Genomic DNA, 18332 nt, shown 5'->3' with positions numbered 1-18332 from the left:
GACAGGGTGGGGCGATGGCAGCCAGAGTAGCGGTGATCATACCGACCTATAATCACGCACATTACCTGGCTGCGGCGATCGACAGCGCCTTGGCCCAGACCGTGCCGCCGGCCGAGGTGATCGTCGTCGACGACGGCTCGCGCGACGATCCGGCGGCGGTGACGGCGCGCTATCCGACGGTCAAGCTGATCCGGCAGGAGAACCAGGGCCTGTCGGCGGCGCGCAACACAGGCATGCGGGCGGCCGACAGCGAGTACCTGGTGTTTCTCGACGCCGACGACCAACTGCTGCCCGACGCCCTGGCCAAGCAGCTCGAGCTGTTCGCCCAGCATCCCGACTGCGGGATGGTCTACGGCTCCTATTGCTATGTCGATGCGGTGACCCGCGAGATCACCCCTGCGCCGCTCTTCCCGCCGGGCGAGGATCCGTTTGCGACCTTCCTGCGCTGCAACTGCATCGGCATGCACGCGACGGTCATGTATCGCGCCGACCGGTTGGAGGCGGTGGGGGCGTTCGACGCCTCGCTGCGCGCCTGCGAGGACTACGACGCCTATCTGCGCATGTCGCGCAACTATGCGATCGCCGCGCGGCCGGAGATGATGGCCGAGTACTGGCAGCACGATCAGAACATGTCGCGCGACACCGCGATGATGCTGCGCTCGGTGCTCGGGGTCGTGCGCCGTTATCGCGCCGCAGCCGACGAGCGGCCGGAATGGCGCACGGCTGTCCGCGAGGGCGAGGCCCGCTGGATCCGGTTCTACTCCGACACCTGGCTGATGAACCTGCTGGAGAACCGCAAGGCGGCCGGGCTGGCCCCGCTGATGCGGCAGGCCGTCGGGATCACCCAGATTTCGCCGCGCGCCCTGCCGGCCAGCGCCGCGCGCATGGCCATCGCCAACACGCGCCGCCGCGTGCAGTCGGCGCGATCGGCGCTGCGCCGCCGCCTGGCGCAGCGGGCGGGAGGTCCGAATGGCCCCGCCTAGGGTCAGCGTCATCATCATCGTCTACAACGGCGAGACCTACCTGGCTGAAGCGATCGACAGCGTGCTGGCCCAGACCTGGCCGGATTACGAACTGCTGGTCGTCGACGACGGCTCAGATGACGGCAGCCGCGAACTGACGCAGAGCTATGTGGACGCCCATCCGGACCGCGTGCGGCTGCTGCGTCACCCAGGCGGCGTCAATCGCGGGATGAGCGCGACGCGCAATCTCGGTCTGACCCACGCCAAGGGCGAGCTGGTCGCCTTTCTCGACGCCGACGACATCTGGGCGCCCGGCAAGCTGGCCGAACAGGTCGCGATCCTGGACCGCGAGCCCGAGGCCGGCATGGTCTATGGACGGGCGCTGATCTGGCACGCCTGGATGCCGGACGCCGCCGAAGACGACTTCGTCTACGACCTGGGCGTCGAACCGGACCGGCTCTATCGGCCGCCGCATCTGTTCCATCTGCAGCTGAAGAACGTCTACCAGACGCCCACCTCCAGCGGCTCGCTGCTGCGCAAGTCGCTGGTCGACGGGGTCGGCGGCTTCGAGGCCGCGTTCAAGGGCATGTTCGAGGACCAGGTGTTCTACGCCAAGGCCCTGCTGGCCGCGCCGACCTATGTCGCCGACGCGGTGTGGTTCAAGTATCGGCAGCATCCGCAGAGCGCGACGGCCGAATCCGCCGCGGCGGGCGCCGACGACCGGGCGCGGCTGCGCTATCTCGGCTGGCTGTCGCGTTACCTTGCGGCGCAGCGGGCCGACCCGCAGGCGCGGCAGGCCGTGCGGAGCACGATCGCCGACCTGCGGCTGAGGATGGCCAAGAACATGGTGCGGCGTCTGATCGGCAAGGCGCCCCGCTGATGGCTGAAGTCTCGGTGATCACGCCGTTCCTCAACGCTGAGGCCTATATCGAGCAGGCGATCGCCTCGGTGCAGGCCCAGACCTTCGGCGACTGGGAGCTGCTGCTGGTGGACGACGGCTCCAGCGACGCCAGCCCGCAGATGGCGGCTGCGGCGGCCGCCGCCGACGGGCGAATCCGGGTCCTGGCGCCCGATCCGGCGCGGCGCGGCGCGGCCGCGGCGCGCAACCGCGGCATGGACGCCGCGCGCGGACGCTTCGTCGCCTTCCTGGACGCCGACGACCTGTTCGAGCCGACCAAACTGGCCTTCGAGCTCGCCGCGCTGGAGCGCGCGCCGCAGGCGGCGTGGATGTACGGGCCGACCCTGTGGTGGTGGGAGGGCGAAAACCCCCGCACCTGGACCGAAAGCATGCGCCGTTTCGCCGGCCGGACGCATCCGGGGCCGTCGCTGTTCAACTCGGTGCTCCTGGGCCAGCAGGGCGACGTGCCGTGCACCTGCGCGGTGCTGATCCGCCGCTCGGCGATCGAGGAAGTCGGCGGCTTCGAGGAGCGGTTCGCGCTGTACGAGGACCAGAGCCTCTGGGCCAAGCTGCTGCTGCGCCATCCGGTCTATGTCGCCGACCAATTCCAGTCCCGCTATCGCCAGCATCCGGAGTCGACCTCGAACAAGGCCAGCGAGGGCGGCGACTATGATCGTTTTCGGCCGCACGCGGCGCGGATCGCGTTCCTGACCTGGGCGGCCGAGCACGCCCGCGAGCATGGGCTGATGACGGCGCAGACCGAGCGGGCCTTTCGGCTGGCTTTCGCTCCCTACGATCTGCCGGATTGGCCGCTCGGAGCTGGCGATCGCCTGGCCCTGGCGGCGCGGCGGGCGTCCGACGCGGCGGTGCGGGCGCGCCGCGCGGTAAGGCGATCCGTGCGCGGCGTGGTCGGCCGTTAGACCCGGCGCGAACCGCTAAGGTAGAAGCCGAGGCCCGAGAGGTAGCCGCGGATCTCCAGGTCCAGGAACCGGTCGCGCGGTTGGGAGCGGCGCAGCGCCCGGCGGCCGTAGCGCACCGGCAGGCTCAGGAAGGCGCGGCGCAGGTCGCCGAGGCGGCCGGTCCGTTCGAACTGCACGAGCAGCGCCGCCGAATGCCCCCGCATGTAGCTGAACAGCTGGCGGGCCAGGCCGTCGTCGGACGCTCGATGATAGTGGAAGGCGACTGAGGACGGCTCGTAGCGGCAGACATAGCCGTTGGCGAGCAGCCGGTGCCAGAACTCGGAGTCTCCCGAGCAGCCGGCGCGGCCCACGTCCAGTCGCTCGTCGAACAGGCCGGCCGTGGCGAAGACCTGGCGACGGAACGCCATGCTGGCCCCGGCGCCGATCTCCCAGGCCGGAAAGGCCCGCCGCTCGGCCTTGAAGGCTTCGGGGGTGTAGTCCCGGGGCTCGTAGCCGCGCGCGAAGCTCCAATAGGTCTCGAAGTGCAGCTGGGCGGGGGTGGCCAGTTCGGCCGGCAGCACCAGTCCGGTCACCGCCCCGATCTCCGGCGCGTCGAAGGCCGCGACCAGGTTCTGCAGCCAGTTCGGGTGCAGCAGCACGTCGTCGTCGGTATAGGCGACGATCTCGCCGCGCGCGGTCGCCGCGCCGGTGTTGCGGGCATAGTCGAGGCCGGGTCGGTCCTCGCGCACATAGACCACGCCGGCGTCCAGGGCGGCTGCGCGGGTGGCCTCGCCGTTCGATGCGTTGTCGACCACGATCACTTCCAGCGGGCGCAGGGTCTGGGCCGGCAGCGAGGCCAGGCAGCGGCGCAGTTCCTCGGGGCGGTCGCGCGTGCAGATCACGACGCTCACCGACGGCGGCTGCGGCGAGAGGCTCAGCCGGATCCGGCGCTTAGCCGGGACGGTGCGGCGCGTGACGCCATCGCTGCCGGTCAGCGCCTGGGCGACGGGCAGGCCAGCTTCCCAGAAGACGGTCATGGCGGCCGCCGGGTCCGGTTCGGCCGACAGCGGGCGATGACTGACGCCGGGCGTCGCCACGCCGGGGCCGATCAGGTCGCTGGGGGGCGGGCTGGTCACCATCGGCGGCCGGTCAGGTCAGACGGCGACGGCGGGCATCGGCTCGGCGCGCCATTCGAACCGCGGCCGCAGCACGCCCTCCCATTCCCCGTACCAGCCGTAGCGGTCGACGTCGCTGTCGAGCAGCTCGAACAGCATCACGTCGGGAAGGTCTAGCACCTCTTCGTCGCCCTGCCGCAGGATCAGATTGAGGCGATACTCGTCGGCGTTCAGCATGTCCCCGGGGATCAGGCAGCTGATCCGATGGCGGCCGGGCGTCTGGGCCCAGGTCGATTGCGGGCTGGCGACGTCGAACACCACCACGCCGCTCTGGTTCAGTACGCGGATGTCGAAGCGCAGCGGCTGCTTGGGGGCGCCCATCCATTCGTAGTCGAAGGCGATCTGGAACGGCGTGTGGACGTCGATGAGGTGCGGATGGACCTCGTCGAGCGACAGGGCCTGGATCGCATGCAGCTTGGCCGAGCCGCCGGTGGGCGCGGTCTCGGGCGTCCAATGGCGCAGGCCGGACGGGCCTTCGGCGCCGGCGCGCAGATAGGAGGAGAGGACGTCGTGGGTCCGTCCGTCGGCCGCGACCTTGCCGCCCTGGAGCAGGATCGAGCGCGGGCAGAGCGACTGGATGGCGGTGATGTTGTGGCTGACGAACAGCACCGTGCGGCCGCCGTGCGCCAGCTCGTCCATGCGGGCCAGGCACTTCTGCTGGAAGCCGATGTCGCCGACGGCGAGAACCTCGTCGATCAGCAGGATGTCGGTCTCCAGGTGCGCGGCGACCGCGAAGGCCAGGCGCGTGTACATGCCGCTGGAGTAGCGCTTGACCGGGGTGTCGATGAAGTCGGCGACCTCGGCGAAGGCGACGATCTCGTCGAACCGGCGGGCGATCTGCTGGCGCGACATGCCCAGGATGGCGCCGTTGAGGAACACGTTGTCGCGGCCCGAGAGCTCGGGGTGGAAGCCGGTGCCGACCTCGAGCAGCGAACCCACGTGACCGCGGAAGCGGACCTCGCCGGTCGTCGGTTCGGTGATCCGCGACAGGATCTTCAGGAGCGTGCTCTTGCCGGCCCCGTTCTTGCCGATGACCCCGACGATCTCGCCGCGGGCGATGTCGAAGGACACGCCGTTGAGCGCCCAGAAATCCTCAGGCCGGGGACGCCGCTCGCCGCGCAGCAGCTGGGGCACGCGCCGGACGCCCTCGGAAATCGTATAGCGCAGGTTGGTCGAGCCGGCCCCGCCCAGGCGATAGCGCTTGGTGAGCTCGTCGACCCTGATCGCCCATGGCCGTTCGTTCTTCATATGATGTCCGCGAAGCTGCTCTCGATCCTTCGGAAGACGAAGAGGCCGACGATCAGCATGACCAACGCGCTGGCGGTGGACATGGCGACCAGATCGAACGGGAAGGGTCCGGTGTTCAGCATCGCCCAGCGATAGCCTTCGACGACGCCGGTCATCGGGTTGAGGCCGAGCAGCGGGCGCCAGGCCTCGGGCGCCATGCTGGCCGGATAGGCGACGGGGGTGGCGAACATCCAGAGCTGCACCAGCAGCGGCATCATCTGCCGCACGTCACGGAACCGAACGTTGACCGCCGCCAGCCCCGCGCCGACGCCGACGGTGGCGACGATGGCCAGCAGGGTGAAGGGAATGACGAACACCACCTTCCAGGTCGGCCAGACCCCGTAGAAGGCCAGCAGGGCGAGCAGGAACGCGAAGGCGACGGCCAGGTCGGCCAGGCCGCGCACCACCGCGGCGATCGGCAGGATCATGCGCGGGAAGTAGACCTTCTCGATGAGCTGAGTGTTGCCGATCAGGCTGTTCACCGCCCCGCTCACCGCCTGGCTGAAATAGGTCCAGATCACCAGGGCGGTGAAGCTGAACAGCGGGTAGGGGATGCCGTCGGACGGCAGCTTGGCCAGCTTTCCGAACACGACGGTGAAAACCAGCATCGTCGCCAGCGGCTGGATGATCGCCCAGGCGCCGCCGAGGATGGTCTGCTGGTAGCGGACCTTGAGGTCGCGCCAGACGAGGAACATCAACAGGTCGCGATAGAGCAGCAGCTCGCCGAGATTGAGCGCCCGCCAGCCGCTGGTGGGGCGCACCACGGTTTCCCGCAGGAGGTGCGGGGGCGAAGCCTCGTGGTCCGGGAGTGCGGCGCTGTCGGCCATGTGGTTACGAGCTCCCTCGCGGTTCCCGAGCATTGGCCGACCCGAGCGCCCGCATCAAGACTCCAGTTGCCGAGGCATTGACCACACCCGATGCTTAGGGAGTGTTAATATTGAAGCGCAATGGTCAATTGCTGCTTCGCTATTGTTGATTGTCTCCCGCCACTTTTGAGGAATGCTGTGTTGATCGACAGCCGCCGGCGCCGTGCCTTGATGTCGAAAATCGACCGCCGTATCGGCGCAGGGCTGTTCCTGAGGTTCCTGACCACCGAGCCGGTCAGCCGGCGGTTCGGCTACGACCGCGGCACGCCGATCGACCGGTACTACATCGAGAATTTCCTGGCCCGCCAGGCCGGCGAGATCCGCGGGCGGGCGCTGGAGATCGGGGACGCGGCCTACTGCCGTCGCTTCGGCGGCGAGCAGGTGACGCGCCAGGAAGTGCTGCACGTCAAGGCGGGCAATCCGGAAGCGACCATCGTCGGCGACCTGGCTGAGCCAGGGGTGCTGCCGGACGGCGGGCTGGACTGCATCGTGCTGACCCAGACCCTGCACCTGATCTACGACATGAAGGCTGCGGTCGAGGGCATGCGGCGCGGGCTGAAGCCGGGCGGGGTGGCGCTGGTGACGGTGCCGGGGATCAGCCCGGTGGCCGAGGACCAGTGGGGCACGACCTGGTACTGGTCGCTGACGACGCTGTCGGCCAAGCGGCTGTTCGGGGAAGTCTTCGGGCCGGAGAACGTCGAGGTCGAGACCTTCGGCAACGCCTTCGCCGCCACGGCCTTCCTGCAAGGGCTCGCCCATGAACAGGTCAGCAAGCGCAAACTCGACGAGGTCGACGACGGCTATCCGGTGACCATCACGATCAAGGCCCGACGCGCGGCCTAGAGCAATTTCCGATCTGATCGGATCGGAAATTGCTCAGGACTCTTCAAATTTGGAGCATTTTCTTCGCCGAACCGGTAGCCACTTCGGCGGAAAATGCTCTAGGCGTTGAGCGCCGCGCTCAGCCGACTGGCCGGCCAGTCGCCGACCTGCAGCCTGGGCAGCCGCAAGTGGTTGGCGCCCTTGCGCACCACATCGGCGTCGGTGGTGACGGCGACCGCGAACCCGGCCTCGCGCACCACGTCTACGGTCACGTCGCTGTAGTCGCCGAACGGATAGGCGAAGGTGGAGGGCGCCTCGCCCAACAGCTCGGCGCAGACCTCGCGGCTGGTTTCGATTTCCGCCCGCTGGTCCTCGCGGCTCAGTTCGCTGAGCGCCGGGTGGTTGACCGAGTGGGCGCCGAAGCTGATCACGCCCTCGGCGGCCAGGGTCTGGATTTCCTGGCGGGTCATGCTGCGATGGCTGGAGCGTCCGGTCTGCGGCATGCCGTGGCGGCGCGCGAGGTCGGCCAGCAGCGCGCGGCGCTCGACCGGGTCGAGCAGACGCATCGCCTGCCACAGCGCCTTGTAGGCGGCCTGGCGTTGCGGATTAGGGGCGTGCAGATCGCCGGCCGGGCCGAGATCGAAGGCGTGGCTTTGCCCCTCGATCTCGATGTCCATGGAGGTGACCGGCGCGCCGACGACGATGCGTTCCAGGTCGTCCCACCAGTACTCATGGTCGGCCGAGATCGCGCTGGTGGCCAGGAAGACGGTGGCCGGCAGGCCATGGGCGGCCAGCAGCGGCGCGGCGTTGAGGCCGTTGCAGGCGTAGCCGTCGTCGAAGGTGATGGCGACCGCGTCGCGCGGCAGGTCGCCGCGGGCATGGCGCTCGGCGAACTCGACCAGCGGCAGCACCGTGCGCCGGCGCTTGAGCCAGGCGAGCTGCTCGTCGAAATGGGCTGGGGTGACCGCCAGTTCCCAGGGATCGTACCCCGGCTCGTTGACGCGGTGGTACATCAGGATCGCCGGGCCGGCGGGCAGGCCGAGCATGCGGCGGCCGGCGGCCTTGAGGCGATACCCGGCCTTGCGGGCGATGCGTCTGATCCTGGACATCCGAGGCTATTTCCCAGCACAGCAATGCTTGCTGGGCGGATTAAACGCCCAAATGCCTTAGTTGAGAATGAAGTTCGCGCCGGCTTTGCGCCGCGCGCCAAAGAAAAACGGCCCGGAGCGAGAGCCCCGGGCCGTTCCCTAGTCGGTCGATGAGGCTCGCCTTAGGCGAACTGGTTCATCGTGTTGTGGACGCCGCCGGCCTTCAGCGCGGCTTCGCCGGCGAAGTATTCCTTGTGATCGTCACCGATGTCCGAGCCGGACATGTTCTGGTGCTTCACGCAGGCGATGCCTTGGCGGATTTCCTGACGCTGGACGCCCTTCACGTAGCCCAGCATGCCTTGCGAACCGAAGTACTCCTTGGCCAGGTTGTCGGTCGACAGGGCCGCGGTGTGGTAGGTCGGCAGGGTGATCAGGTGGTGGAAGATGCCCGCGCGCTTGGCGCCGTCCGCCTGGAAGGTGCGGATGCGTTCGTCGGCTTCGGCCGCCAGTTCGGTGGCGTCGTAGTCCACGCTCATCAGGCCCGCGCGGTCGTAGGACGAGACGTCCTTACCGGCCGCCTTCCACGCGTCGTACACTTGCTGACGGAAGTTCAGGGTCCAGTTGAACGACGGGCTGTTGTTGTAGACCAGCTTGGCGTTGGGGATGACGGCGCGGACGCGGTCCATCATGCCGGCGATCTGCTCGACGTGCGGCTTTTCGGTTTCGATCCACAGCAGGTCGGCGCCGTTCTGCAGCGAGGTGATCGAGTCCAGGACGCAGCGGTCTTCGCCGGTGCCTTCGCGGAACTGGAACAGGTTCGACGGCAGACGCTTCGGACGCAGCAGCTTGCCTTCGCGGTTGATGATCACGTCGCCGTTCTTCAGGTCGGCGGGGGCGATCTCTTCGCAGTCCAGGAAGCTGTTGTACTGGTCGCCCAGGTCGCCCGGGGTGTGGCTGACGGCGATCTGCTTGGTCAGGCCGGCGCCCAGCGAGTCGGTGCGGGTCACGATGACGCCGTCGTCGACGCCCAGCTCGAGGAAGGCGTAGCGGCAGGCGCGGACCTTGGCGAGGAAGTCTTCGTGCGGAACGGTGACCTTACCGTCCTGGTGGCCGCACTGCTTTTCGTCCGAGACCTGGTTTTCGATCTGCAGGGCGCAGGCGCCGGCTTCGATCATCTTCTTGGCCAGCAGGTAGGTCGCTTCGGCGTTGCCGAAACCGGCGTCGATGTCGGCGATGACCGGCACGACGTGGGTCTGGTAGTTGTCGACCGCGTCGATGATCGACTGTTCCTTGGCCTTGTCGCCGGCGGCGCGCGCGGCGTCGAGGTCGCGGAACATGCCGCCCAGCTCACGGGCGTCGGCCTGGCGCAGGAAGGTGTAGAGTTCTTCGATCAGGGCCGGGACCGAGGTCTTCTCGTGCATCGACTGGTCCGGCAGCGGGCCGAACTCCGAACGCAGGGCGGCGACCATCCAGCCCGACAGGTAGAGGTAGCGGCGGTCGGTGGTGCCGAAGTGCTTCTTGATCGAGATCAGCTTCTGCTGCCCGATGAAGCCGTGCCAGCAGCCCAGTGACTGGGTGTACTTGCCGGCGTCCAGGTCGTAGGCGGCCATGTCCTTGCGCATGATCGCGGCGTTGTACTTGGCGATCTCCAGGCCGGTCTTGAAGCGGTTCTGCAGACGCATGCGGGCCACCGACTCGGCGTTGATGCCGTCCCAGGTGCCGCTCTTGCTTTTGATGAGCTGGCTCATCTCGATGATGTGGTCTTGATAAGACATGTGCCTCTTCCGCGATCAGCCGGGGGAACTCGGCCCGGTGCTGGCGGTCACCTAGGGCGGTCGCCCGGCGGTGTGGAGTCGCTGCGAGGTGCGGATGTAAGACTTTACGGACGATCTCTGTAATGCTGTAATGTATCGACAAGGTCCGGAGTAAGAAATGGCCGCTGAACGCCGCCTGTATGTCGGTCCGAGCCTGCGCCGCCTGCGCCGGGACCACGGCCTGACCCAGGCGGACATGGCCGCGGACCTGGAGGTCTCGCCCTCGTACATCGCGCTGCTGGAGCGCAACCACCGACCGCTCAGCGCCGAAATGCTGCTGCGGCTGTCGCAGACCTACAAGATGGACATGGCCGCCCTGGCCGGCGACGGCGGGTCGGACGACGTGGCGCGGCTGCAGGCGGTGCTGAAGGACCCGATGTTCGGCGACATCGACCTGCCGACCCTGGAAAGCACCGACGTCACGACCAACTTCCCGGGCATCACCGAGGCGCTGCTGCGGCTCTACACCGCCTATAAGGAAGAACAGCTGGCCCTGGCCGACCGCGGCGCCGAGGGGCCGGCGGGCGACGCCGCCCAGGGCCCGGACGCTGCCGACCCGGTGGCGGAGTCCCGGCGGTTCCTGGCCGCGCGACGCAACTGCTTTCCGGTGCTGGACGACGCGGCCGAACGTCTGGCCCAGCAGGTCGCCGCCCATGACAGCATCGCCGCCTATCTGAAGGCGCGGCACAATCTGCGGGTCCGGCGCATCCCGTCGAGCTTCATGGTCGGGTCGATCCGCCGGCTCGACTGGCACCGCAAAGAGCTGCTGCTCGACGACTCGCTCGACACCGCCAGCCAGGTGTTCCAGCTGGCCCTGCAACTGGCCTATCTGGAGATGCGCGAGGACGTCGACGCCGTCGCGGCCGAGGGGACCTTCGCCAGCGAGAGCGGCGAGCGGCTGACCCGCCGGGCGCTGGCCAGCTATGCGGCCGCCGCGATCCTGATGCCCTATACCGCCTTCGCCAAGGCGGTGGAGGCGCGGCGTTACGACGTCGAGGCCCTGGCCCGCCAGTTCGGGGCCAGCTTCGAGCAGACCGCTCACCGCCTGACCACCCTGCAGAAGCCCGGCCACGAGCGGGTGCCGTTCTTCTTCATCCGCGTCGACCCGGCCGGCAACGTTTCCAAGCGCCTGGACGGGGCGGGCTTTCCGTTCGCGCGCCACGGCGGCGGCTGTCCGCTGTGGTCGGTGCACCAGGCGTTCAAGACGCCGCGCGAAATCGTCACCCAGTGGCTGGAGCTGCCGGACGGCGAGCGGTTCTTTTCGATCGCCCGCACCGTCACCGCCGGCGGCGGGGCATTCGGCACCCCCCGGGTTGAACGGGCCATTGCGCTCGGGTGCTCGGCCGAGCACGCCCACCGACTGATCTACACCCAGGACCGTCCGGGTCCGGAAAGCGCCACGCCGATCGGGGTCACCTGCCGACTCTGCCATCGCACCGAGTGCACGGCGCGTTCGGCGCCGCCGATCGGCCGGCAGATCCTGGCCGACGACATCCGCCGCACGAGCGCGCCGTTCGGCTTTTCCGACGCCTAAGGCAAATTCTGCCCCTGGCGCGCCAAAGCGTCGCCCCTCGCGAACAAAACGCTTCAAACCGGCGCGCTTCCGTGCAGTAAAGCGCCGGAATGGTCCGGCTCGCTGCACTGCGGCGAAGCCCAGGGACGCTTTTAGTTGGGGACACGGGTCGCATGAACATCAGCAAATCCCTCACGGTCGACGACACGCTGCACGCCTTTGTGGAAGGCGAGCTGCTGCCGGGGACGGGCGTAGCTCCGGACGCCTTCTGGGCCGCGCTGGAAAAGGTGCTGGCCGACTTCACCCCGCGCAACGCGGCCATGCTGCAGCGCCGCGACGAGCTGCAGGCGCAAATCGACAGCTGGTGGCGCGAGCGTCGCGGCAAGCCGCTGGACGTGGCCGAGGAAACCGCCTTCTTGCGTGAGATCGGCTACCTGTTGCCCGAGCCGGCGCCCTTCGAGATCAGCACCGGCAACGTCGATCCGGAGATCGCCTCGATCGCCGGTCCGCAGCTGGTGGTGCCGGTCTCCAACGGCCGCTTCGCGCTCAACGCCGCCAATGCGCGGTGGGGCAGCCTCTACGATGCGCTCTACGGCACTGACGCGCTCGAACCGCCGACCGGCGGCAAGGGCTATGATCCGGTGCGCGGGGCCAAGGTGGTGGCGTTCGCCCGGAGCTTCCTGGACCGCGTCGCGCCGCTGGCCTCGGGTTCGCATGCCGACGCCGCGGCCTATGTGGTGGCCGGGCAAGGGCTGGTCGTGCGCCTGAAGGACGGCCAGGAAGTCGCGCTGGCGACACCGGCCCAGTTCGTGGGCTATCGCGGCGAGGCGGCCGCGCCGGCCGGCGTGCTGCTGGCTCACAACAGCCTGCATCTCGAGATCCTGATCGACCGCGCCCATAACATCGGCAAGGACGACGCCGCGGGCGTCTCCGACGTGCTGGTCGAGGCCGCCCTGACCGCCATTCAGGACTGCGAGGACTCCGTCGCCGCCGTCGACGCCGAGGACAAGACGGGCGTCTATCGCAACTGGCTCGGCCTGATGCGGGGCGACCTGACCTCGACCTTCACCAAGGGTGGCCAGACCGAAACCCGTCGCCTGGAAGAGGATCGCACCTATACCGCCGCGAACGGCGGCGCGCTGACCCTGCGTGGCCGCAGCCTGATGCTGGTGCGCAATGTCGGCCACCACATGCTGACCGACGCCGTGACCTTCGACGGCGAGCCGGTGTTCGAGACTGCGGTCGACGCCCTGGTCACTGTCGCCGCCGCCCTGCATGACCTGAAGGGCGCGCGCCGCAACAGCAAGGCCGGTTCGGTCTATGTGGTGAAGCCGAAGATGCACGGCCCCGATGAGGTCGCGCTGGCTGTGCGACTGTTCGACATGGTCGAGGACGCGCTCGGCCTGGAGCGCAACACCGTGAAGCTGGGCGTGATGGACGAGGAGCGCCGCACCAGCGCCAACCTGGCCGCCTGCATCCACGCCGCCCGGGACCGCATCGTGTTCATCAACACCGGCTTCCTCGACCGCACGGGCGACGAGATCCACACGGCGATGGAGGCGGGCCCGGTGGTCCGCAAGGACGCCATCAAGGCCGAGCCCTGGCTGCCGGCCTACGAAAAGCGCAACGTCGAGATCGGCCTGGCCACGGGCTTCCCGGGCCGCGCCCAGATCGGCAAGGGCATGTGGGCGGCGCCCGACATGATGAAGGACATGCTGGCCGCCAAGGTCGGCCACCCGAAGGCCGGCGCCAACACCGCCTGGGTGCCGTCGCCGACGGCCGCGGTGCTGCACGCGCTGCACTATCACGAGGTTGACGTGCCGGCCCTGCAGGCCGCGATGCTCAAGTCGGCGACCAAGACCGGGACCGACGAGCTGCTGACCCCGCCGCTGGCGAAGTCCAACTGGAACGCCGCCGACATCCAGCAGGAGCTGGACAACAACGCCCAGGGCATCCTCGGCTACGTGGTGCGCTGGATCGACCAGGGCGTCGGCTGTTCGAAGGTGCCGGACATCCACGACGTCGGGCTGATGGAAGACCGCGCCACCCTGCGGATCTCGAGCCAGCACATCGCCAACTGGCTGCACCACGGGATCTGCACCGAGGCGCAGGTGCGCGAGACCTTCGGCCGGATGGCCAAGGTGGTCGACGCCCAGAACGCCGGTGACGCCGCCTATCAGGCGATGAGCCCCAACCCGGACGCCAGCATCGCCTATCAGGCCGCGCTGGAGCTGGTGTTCGAGGGACGCGTGCAGCCGAACGGCTACACCGAGCATGTCCTGACCCGCCGCCGCCGCGAGCGTAAGGCGCAGCTGGCCGGCGCCTGACGTCGGCAGGCCGGGATCGTGCTGCGATCCCGGCCGCCCGCTGTCGCCAGCGCCGCGCTAAATGCGCCGCATGGCGACGCCCGAGGTCAGGAAAAGATAAAGTCGCGGGCGACGAGGCTGCTCATCGGCACGCCGGCCATGACGATCGTCAGACCGCCCAGAGTGATCACCGTATCGGCGCCGAGCATAGCCACCTTGCCCGACAGGGCCTGGAAGTCCGCAGCCTGGGCGACTGATAGCGCGATGTGATCGCCCTGGGCGCGTCCGCGACGACATGAGGATGGGCCTAGAATTCAATTAAATAATTGAGATACATAGAAAAATATCGGCCCTACCCAATGCTGTCCGGCCAAGACGTTGATACCGCTACGTGGTGGAGTTTCCCCCAAACTTGGCGATCCAAGCTAAGGCTGTCTCAATTGGCGCGTGCCCAACTTAAGCCTGTCCATAGCCGTGCCATGACGGCGTCTGCGCGACGCTGAGGCTTTGGTGAGCGGATGTCGGTCGGCGTCCGCGGGCTAGACGCTCACCTGGGCGCGATCACTGTCGGTACAACTTAACGAGGGCGGGCTAACCCGCTGGAAACGCGGGCGTCGCGCTTTTCCACAACTCGGCATCGCCAACCTAACGCTGGCCCAATTTCGCGAGTGGCAACTTAAGGCCGACTTTCTAGGTCCGCTTTGCGGCAAGGAGGATATTTCGGCTTTCGACCCTTAGCGGACGTTGTTGGAGACAATCACTGGCAGGTCCCTATTGAACTGGCGTTTGACCGCTTCGTGGCAGTCGGTCCCTTGCAGTGCGATCTGTCGTAGATTGCTCGGAGGAACATATCCCACGCTCCGCAGCATAGTCAGAGGATCGGGCTCGCCTTCTCGAACCTCGAAGCAAATGATGTCGCCGATCCGGTCGCGATAGAGAAAGGGCAGGCCGCTGTCCGCGAGCAGTTGTGTCACCTTAGAGTCCTCAAACATCAGATCGCCGGGGCGGACGTCGCCGCGAGCGACTCGTGGGGGATCGGGAAGTTGCCAAACGAACACTTCGCTGCGTCCGGGCTGAGAGCCGCTCAGGTCGGTGCGTGTGGCAGCCGAGCACTCCACGCCGCGTTCAACCTCTGAGAACGAGGTCGGTCGCGAGCCCGCCACTGACAGTCCCCCGACTTCCATGCTCTGGCACAACGCAGCCTCTCCCACCGCAAACACCTTGGTCTGAGGTTCGGACCTGAATGGGCAAACGATCACATTTCGTCCCGAAAGGGCGCGGGCGAGCCTAGAGTGGGCATCGCCAACGCTAGCGACCCGCACCGACAGTTCGCACGCTTCAATTGCGCGCGCATCTTCCGTAAGCCGAAGGGGCTCGGCGTTCCCAGATGCGCTTCGCGAACCACATCCAACGAGCAAAGCGGCAAAGACCGCGACCGTCACGACATTCAGTTGGCGGGTCCAAAGTGAGCGCATCGAGAAATACTGCCGAACTTGAGCGGGAGAGCAACGTCCGCAACCCACCCATGTCCGACATCGCCGGGCGTCCGCTCCTGGCCACGCACATGGCCCGTCTAGATATATCGGACGGCCTTAAGTTGGAAATGGGTACGTCTTAAGTTGCAACGACAGTTGCGCTGGCGGCCCGGGAGGGACTCGAACCCCCGACCTTCGCTTTAGGAAAGCGCTGCTCTATCCTGCTGAGCTACCGGGCCGACCGGTGGGGTGATAGCGCAAGGCTGTTCCGGTGGGAATGGCTGCGATAGAGGGGTTTATGGGGTTCTTGAAAGTGTTTCGCCTGCTCTATGTGCAGGTTCTGGTCGCGATCGCGCTCGGCATCGCGGTCGGCGCGATCTGGCCTGAGTTCGGCGTCTCGCTGAAACCCCTCGGCGACGGCTTCATCAAACTGATCAAGATGGCCGTCGCGCCGGTGATCTTCTGCACCATCGTCGCCGGCATCGCCCGGATGAGCGACATCAAGGCGTTCGGGCGGCTGGGCGCCAAGACCCTGATCTATTTCGAGGTCGTCTCGACCCTGGCGCTGGCGATCGGCCTGATCGTCGGCAACCTGGTCAAGCCGGGGCAGGGCTTCAACATCGACCCGGCCACCCTCGATCCCAGCATCGCCGCCGGTTATGTCGAGAAGGCCGAGCACGGCGACAGCCTGCCCGACTACATCCTCAGCCTGATCCCCGACGCCTTCTTCGGCGCCTTCGCCGAGGGCGCGCTGCTGCAGGTGCTGGTCATCGCGATCATCACCGGCTTCGCCTGTTCGCGGCTGGGGGCGTTCGGCGACAAGGTCGCCGGCGTGCTGGAGGACATATCCAAGGTGTTCTTCTCGATCATCCAGGTGATCGTGAAGCTGGCCCCGATCGGCGCCTTCGGGGCCATGGGCTTCACCATCGGCAAGTACGGGCTGGCCGCGCTGCTCAAGCTCGGCGCGCTGGTGGCGACCTTCTACGCCACCTCGCTGCTGTTCGTGCTGGTGGTGCTGGGCCTGATCGCGCTGGCGGCCGGCTTCTCGATCTTCAAGTTCCTCCGCTACATCCGCGAGGAGCTGCTGATCGTGCTGGGCACCTCGTCGTCGGAATCGGTGCTGCCGCAGATGATGGACAAGCTGCAGCGGCTGGGCGCGGGCAAGACCACGACCGGCCTAGTCATCCCGACCGGCTATTCGTTCAACCTCGACGGCACCAACATCTACATGACCCTGGCCACCCTGTTCCTGGCGCAGGCGACCAACATCGACCTGACCCTGACCCAGGAACTGACCTTGTTGGGGGTGGCTATGCTGACCTCGAAGGGGGCCAGCGGCGTGACCGGCGCAGGCTTCATCACGCTCGCCGCCACCCTGGCGGTGGCGCCGCAGATCCCGATCGCCTCGCTGGCCATCCTGGTCGGGGTCGACCGCTTCATGAGCGAGTGCCGGGCGCTGACCAACCTGGTCGGCAACGGCGTGGCCACCCTGGTCATCGCCCGCTGGGAGGGCGATCTCGACCGCGAGACCCTGGCCCGGGAGCTGGACCGCGGCCCCAACCACGCGACGCCCGTCGCCGCGCCGGCTCATGCCGACGCCGACTGACGCGGCGAATTTAGAGCAATATCAACCCGAGATTGACTTGCCGCGCCGATGGGGCAGGATTTCAATCCAAGGCTAGTCGTTATGCGTCGGGAGAGCACGCCATGTTGGAGGCGGACGCTCAGAGGGGGATGTCGGAGGGCGATCCGAAGGACCCGGTCTTCGCTCTCGTCGAGGTGATCGAGGCGCTGTCCGGCGCGCGCAGCATCGAGCAGATCGCAGAGATCGTCCGGACCCGCGCGCGCCTGCTGTCGGGGGCCGACGGCGTCACCTTCGTGCTGCGCGAGGGCGAGGACTGCATCTATCTCGACGAGGACGCGATCGCCCCGCTCTGGAAGGGCCTGCGCTTTCCGATGAGCGCCTGCATTTCCGGCTGGGCGATGCTGAACGGCCGCACGGTGGTGATCCCCGACATCTATGCCGATCCGCGGATCCCGCACGACGCCTATCGCCCGACCTTCGTGCGCAGCCTGGTGATGACGCCGGTGCGTCCTACCGAGGCCATCGCCGCCATCGGCGCCTATTGGAGCCGGCAGCGCGAGCCGACCGCCGAGGAGGTGACGCTGCTGCAGGTGATCGCCCGCGCCACGGCCACGGCGCTGGCCAATGTCCAGGCCTACGCCTCGCTGCACGAGACCCTCGCGCGGCGCGATCTGCTGGCCCGCGAGCTGGACCATCGCTGCAAGAACACCCTGGCCGCGGTGCGGTCCATCGCCGACCAGACCCTGCGGCGCTCGGCCTCCCCGGCGCACTTCGTCGAGGCCTTCAACGGCAGGCTCGGGGCGCTGTCGCGGGCGCACGAGCTGTTGACCCGCGGCGACTGGGGACCGGCGGGCCTGGCCGACGTGGTGGGCCAGGCGCTGACGCCGTTCTGCGGTGTCGGCGGCCTGCGGCTGGCGGTGTCGGGGCCGCAGGTGGGGCTGGCCCCCGAAACCGCGGTCGCGATGCATATGACCGTCCACGAGCTGGCGGTGAACGCCACCAAGTACGGCGCGCTCAGCGTCGAGGGCGGCCGGCTGGACGTGAACTGGGAGGTGGACCGGCGCGAGGCGCCGGGGGCGCTGGAGTTCCGTTGGATCGAGCGAGGCGGGCCGAAGGTCGACGCGCCGGCCGCGCGGGGCTTCGGCTCGCGGCTAATCGAGCAGGGCATGGCCCAGGAACTGGGCGGCGAGGCGCAGATCCTGTTCGATCCGGAAGGCGTGCAGTTCCGCCTACGCGCGCCGCTCTCGCCGCGGGTGGCTCTGGCATGAGCCCGCGCGTGGTGCTGGTCGAGGACGAGCCTCTGGTCTCGATGATGATGGAGGACCTGCTGACCGACCTCGGCTGCGAGGTGGCGGTGTTCGGCGCGCTGGCGCCCGCCCTGGCCTGGCTGTCGCGGCAGGACGAGGCGCCCGACGGGGCGGTGCTGGACGTGAATCTCGGCGGCGGCGAGACGGTGTTTCCCCTGGCCGAGGCCCTGCGCGCGCGAGGGGTGCCGTTCGTCTTCGCAACGGGCTATGGAATCCTGCCGAGCGACGGGTATCCGGACACTCCGCTGATCCGAAAGCCGGTCGACCAGGACCAGCTCTTGCCGGTGGTGCGGGCGTTCGCGGCCCTGGCCTGAGTATCGATGTAGCGTAGCAAG

General features: G+C 68.0%; 15 protein-coding genes and 1 tRNA gene. 9 read left to right on the top strand and 7 right to left on the bottom strand.

Translation table 11 applies throughout. The annotated features are described in order from the left end of the window. Positions 1-14 precede the first annotated feature (14 nt). The 3 genes from O4N75_RS18285 to O4N75_RS18275 are packed head-to-tail and all read left to right on the top strand — an operon-like array spanning position 15 to position 2780. A complete protein-coding gene (locus O4N75_RS18285; protein WP_269626874.1) occupies positions 15-983 on the top strand; it encodes a glycosyltransferase family A protein in 969 nt (322 codons plus the stop codon). Then, on the top strand, positions 970-1842 hold the full coding sequence (locus O4N75_RS18280) for a glycosyltransferase family A protein (protein ID WP_269626873.1): 873 nt from the start codon (positions 970-972) through the stop codon (positions 1840-1842). The genes O4N75_RS18285 and O4N75_RS18280 overlap by 14 nt, the downstream gene beginning before the upstream one ends. Beyond that, complete coding sequence (locus O4N75_RS18275; protein ID WP_269626872.1) at positions 1842-2780, top strand: glycosyltransferase; 939 nt, start codon at positions 1842-1844, stop codon at positions 2778-2780. The genes O4N75_RS18280 and O4N75_RS18275 overlap by 1 nt, the downstream gene beginning before the upstream one ends. Here O4N75_RS18275 and O4N75_RS18270 read toward each other — a convergent pair. From O4N75_RS18270 to O4N75_RS18260, 3 genes are read right to left on the bottom strand one after another with little or no spacing between them, the layout of a single operon-like run. Then, complete coding sequence (locus O4N75_RS18270) at positions 2777-3895, bottom strand: glycosyltransferase family A protein (protein WP_269626871.1); 1119 nt, start codon at positions 3893-3895, stop codon at positions 2777-2779. The genes O4N75_RS18275 and O4N75_RS18270 overlap by 4 nt on opposite strands. An 18-nt stretch (positions 3896-3913) precedes the next feature. After that, positions 3914-5182: an ABC transporter ATP-binding protein gene (locus O4N75_RS18265; RefSeq protein WP_269626870.1), complete on the bottom strand. Its 1269-nt coding sequence runs from the start codon at positions 5180-5182 to the stop codon at positions 3914-3916. Then, positions 5179-6048 (bottom strand): ABC transporter permease, encoded by an 870-nt coding sequence (locus O4N75_RS18260; protein WP_269626869.1) that lies wholly within the window; start codon positions 6046-6048, stop codon positions 5179-5181. Before O4N75_RS18260 ends, O4N75_RS18265 begins: the two co-directional genes overlap by 4 nt. Positions 6049-6258: 210 nt before the next feature. Here O4N75_RS18260 and O4N75_RS18255 point away from each other — a divergent pair, with 210 nt between their 5' ends. Beyond that, positions 6259-6930, top strand: a complete 672-nt coding sequence (locus O4N75_RS18255; protein ID WP_269626868.1) for a methyltransferase domain-containing protein — start codon at positions 6259-6261, stop codon at positions 6928-6930. A gap of 98 nt (positions 6931-7028) precedes the next feature. On the opposite strand, the gene O4N75_RS18250 is transcribed toward O4N75_RS18255, so the two are convergent. Further along, positions 7029-8018: a polysaccharide deacetylase family protein gene (locus O4N75_RS18250; protein ID WP_269626867.1), complete on the bottom strand. Its 990-nt coding sequence runs from the start codon at positions 8016-8018 to the stop codon at positions 7029-7031. 161 nt (positions 8019-8179) lie between these two features. After that, positions 8180-9772: an isocitrate lyase gene (locus tag O4N75_RS18245; RefSeq protein ID WP_269626866.1), complete on the bottom strand. Its 1593-nt coding sequence runs from the start codon at positions 9770-9772 to the stop codon at positions 8180-8182. A gap of 157 nt (positions 9773-9929) precedes the next feature. On the opposite strand from O4N75_RS18245, the gene O4N75_RS18240 reads away from it, so the two are divergent. Together O4N75_RS18240 and O4N75_RS18235 are read left to right on the top strand one after the other, a co-directional pair. Continuing rightward, positions 9930-11345 carry a helix-turn-helix transcriptional regulator gene (locus O4N75_RS18240; RefSeq protein ID WP_269626865.1) on the top strand — a complete coding sequence of 472 codons (1416 nt, stop codon included), beginning with the start codon at positions 9930-9932 and terminating at the stop codon, positions 11343-11345. Positions 11346-11497: 152 nt separating this feature from the next. Beyond that, positions 11498-13651 (top strand): malate synthase G, encoded by a 2154-nt coding sequence (locus tag O4N75_RS18235; RefSeq protein ID WP_269626863.1) that lies wholly within the window; start codon positions 11498-11500, stop codon positions 13649-13651. Between the two features lie 713 nt (positions 13652-14364). On the opposite strand, the gene O4N75_RS18230 is transcribed toward O4N75_RS18235, so the two are convergent. Then, a complete protein-coding gene (locus tag O4N75_RS18230) occupies positions 14365-14826 on the bottom strand; it encodes a hypothetical protein (RefSeq protein WP_269626862.1) in 462 nt (153 codons plus the stop codon). A 441-nt stretch (positions 14827-15267) separates the two neighbouring features. Further along, a tRNA-Arg gene (locus O4N75_RS18225) sits at positions 15268-15344 on the bottom strand. Between the two features lie 59 nt (positions 15345-15403). On the opposite strand from O4N75_RS18225, the gene dctA reads away from it, so the two are divergent. The 3 genes from dctA (at position 15404) to O4N75_RS18210 (ending at position 18311) form a co-directional block, all read left to right on the top strand. Next, positions 15404-16711 carry a C4-dicarboxylate transporter DctA gene (dctA, locus tag O4N75_RS18220; RefSeq protein ID WP_269626861.1) on the top strand — a complete coding sequence of 436 codons (1308 nt, stop codon included), beginning with the start codon at positions 15404-15406 and terminating at the stop codon, positions 16709-16711. A gap of 101 nt (positions 16712-16812) precedes the next feature. After that, on the top strand, positions 16813-17958 hold the full coding sequence (locus tag O4N75_RS18215) for an HWE histidine kinase domain-containing protein (protein ID WP_269626860.1): 1146 nt from the start codon (positions 16813-16815) through the stop codon (positions 17956-17958). Continuing rightward, complete coding sequence (locus O4N75_RS18210) at positions 17955-18311, top strand: response regulator (protein ID WP_267232330.1); 357 nt, start codon at positions 17955-17957, stop codon at positions 18309-18311. The genes O4N75_RS18215 and O4N75_RS18210 overlap by 4 nt, the downstream gene beginning before the upstream one ends. Positions 18312-18332 lie beyond the last annotated feature (21 nt).

Origin of the sequence: Phenylobacterium sp. NIBR 498073 (genome assembly GCF_027286305.1) — a bacterium.
Classification (GTDB): Bacteria; Pseudomonadota; Alphaproteobacteria; order Caulobacterales; family Caulobacteraceae; genus Phenylobacterium.
The sequence above is the reverse complement of the archived record's forward strand: the minus strand, read 5'-3'. Positions and strand labels throughout refer to the sequence as shown.